Consider the following 3,026-nt stretch of genomic DNA (forward strand, 5'->3'; position numbering starts at 1 on the left):
CCCTTGGGACCAACTCCAGCCCCAGGATGCGACGAGCCGACATCGAGGTGCCAAACCATGCCGTCGATATGAGCTCTTGGGCAAGATCAGCCTGTTATCCCCGGGGTACCTTTTATCCGTTGAGCGACACCCATTCCACAATGAGGTGCCGGATCACTAGTTCCTGCTTTCGCACCTGCCCGACATGTCTGTCTCGCAGTCAAGCTCCCTTGTGCACTTACACTCAACACCTGATTGCCAACCAGGCTGAGGGAACCTTTGAGCGCCTCCGTTACTCTTTAGGAGGCAAACCGCCCCAGTTAAACTACCCATCAGACACTGTCCCTGATCCGGATCACGGACCGAGGTTAGGAATCCAGAACGACCAGAGTGGTATTTCAACGACGACTCCACACTCACTGGCGTGAATGCTTCCCAGTCTCCCACCTATCCTACACAAGCCGTCCCGAACACCAATATCAAACTATAGTAAAGGTCCCGGGGTCTTTCCGTCCTGCTGCGCGTAACGAGCATCTTTACTCGTAATGCAATTTCGCCGAGTTCGCGGTTGAGACAGTGGAGAAGTCGTTACGCCATTCGTGCAGGTCGGAACTTACCCGACAAGGAATTTCGCTACCTTAGGATGGTTATAGTTACCACCGCCGTTTACTGGGGCTTAAATTCTCAGCTTCGAACTCCGAAGAGCTCTAACCGGTCCTCTTAACCTTCCAGCACCGGGCAGGCGTCAGTCCGTATACAGCGTCTTACGACTTCGCACGGACCTGTGTTTTTAGTAAACAGTCGCTTCTCCCTGGTCTCTGCGGCCCTCTCCGCTTTCACGGATCGGGCCCCCCTTCTCCCGAAGTTACGGGGGCATTTTGCCGAGTTCCTTAACCACGATTCTCTCGAACGCCTCGGTATTCTCTACCTGATCACCTGAGTCGGTTTAGGGTACGGGCGACCGTATTCGTCACGCCGGAACTTTTCTAGGCAGTACAGGATCACTCACCTACGCCCATACGGGATCCCCATCACGTCTCACCCTCATGGCCCCAGCATTACCCGGGACCGGGCTGCACGCTTAGACGGACTATTCCATTAAGTCCGCGGAAGCTACCTCTCTGCGTCATCCCACGCGCTGACCTACTACGACCTTGGTTCCCAGCCTCACCACCATCCACACCCCGAAGGGTGCGGTGACAGCTCGGGTGGTTAGCATCAGCCGCCTCGGTATGGGTCCTCCTACGATCGGTTCGGGAATATCAACCCGATGTCCATCGACTACGCCTGTCGGCCTCGCCTTAGGTCCCGACTAACCCAGGGCGGATAAACCTGGCCCTGGAACCCTTGATCAATCGGCGGACGGGTTTCTCACCCGTCTTTCGCTACTCATGCCTGCATTCTCACTCGTACAGCCTCCACCACTGGGTTCCCCCGCGGCTTCACCGGCTGCACGACGCTCCCCTACCCACCCCAACACACGTTGGAGTGACACAGCTTCGGCGGTGTGCTTGAGCCCCGCTACATTGTCGGCGCAGAATCACTTGACCAGTGAGCTATTACGCACTCTTTCAAGGGTGGCTGCTTCTAAGCCAACCTCCTGGTTGTCTCAGCAACTCCACATCCTTTTCCACTTAGCACACGCTTAGGGGCCTTAGCTGATGTTCTGGGCTGTTTCCCTCTCGACTATGAAGCTTATCCCCCACAGTCTCACTGCTGCGCTCTCACGTACCGGCATTCGGAGTTTGGCTAAGGTCAGTAACCCGGTGGGGCCCATCGCCTATCCAGTGCTCTACCTCCGGCACGAAACACGCAACGCTGCACCTAAATGCATTTCGGGGAGAACCAGCTATCACGAAGTTTGATTGGCCTTTCACCCCTATCCACAGGTCATCCCCTCCATTTTCAACTGAAGTGGGTTCGCGCCTCCACGCGGTCTTACCCGCGCTTCACACTGCCCATGGATAGATCACTTCGCTTCGGGTCTAGAGCCGGCGACTGAACGCCCCGTTCAGACTCGCTTTCGCTACGGCTACCCCACACGGGTTAACCTCGCCACCGACCACTAACTCGCAGGCTCATTCTTCAAAAGGCACGCCGTCACCCCTCAAGGCTCCGACGGATTGTAAGCGCACGGTTTCAGGTACTATTTCACTCCCCTCCCGGGGTGCTTTTCACCTTTCCCTCACGGTACTTGTCCGCTATCGGTCACAAGGTAGTATTCAGGCTTACCAGGTGGTCCTGGCAGATTCACACCGGATTTCACGGGCCCGGTCCTACTCGGGAACAGCGTCACGCCACGCACTGGTTTCGTCTACGGGGGTCACACCCTCTACGCCACCGCACTCACCACGGCTTCGACTACCACTGCGCGTACACGTCGCAAGGCCGGCAGACCCCACAGACACGTCCCACAACCCCTGACCTGCAACCCCTGCCGGGTATCACACAGACCAGGTTTAGCCTCCTCCGCTTTCGCTCGCCACTACTCACGGAATCACTATTTGTTTTCTCTTCCTGCGAGTACTGAGATGTTTCACTTCCCCGCGTTCCCTCCACACTGCCTATACATTCAGCAGCGGGTACCACGACATGACTCGTGGTGGGTTTCCCCATTCGGACATCCTCGGATCACAGTTCGGTTGTCAACTCCCCGAGGCTTAACGCAGACTCCCACGTCCTTCGTCGGCTCCTTGTGCCAAGGCATCCACCGTGCGCCCTTTAAAACTTACGGCAACACAAAGACACTTTGCGCTTAAAAATTGCTTACAAGATGCTCGCGTCCACTATACAGTTCTCAAGAAACAACCCCACACCCACCACCACCATCCATCACGACAGTCATGGTCGGGGGGACCAGCCACACACCCCCACGAAGGGAGCTGCGTGCAGCCTCACAACCCAATAGCGTGTCTCCACCTCGAACCCGATGCCCTCACACGTTCCATCCCGAAGGAGTACTAGCGATCAGCGCAGCAGATGAAGTGCCCATCCATCGATGTTCCACCCTTGAGCAACCACCCGCCTGACACTCGCAGACGACGATG

1 rRNA gene is annotated in these 3,026 nt (G+C 56.7%); it reads right to left on the reverse strand.

The features are described 5' to 3' along the window. Window positions 1-2,713, reverse strand: a 23S ribosomal RNA gene (locus tag HMPREF3159_RS01375); the annotation flags it as partial. Between the last annotated feature and the right edge of the window lie 313 nt (window positions 2,714-3,026).

It is taken from the genome of Brachybacterium sp. HMSC06H03 (genome assembly GCF_001807385.1).
GTDB lineage: Bacteria > Actinomycetota > Actinomycetes > Actinomycetales > Dermabacteraceae > Brachybacterium > Brachybacterium conglomeratum.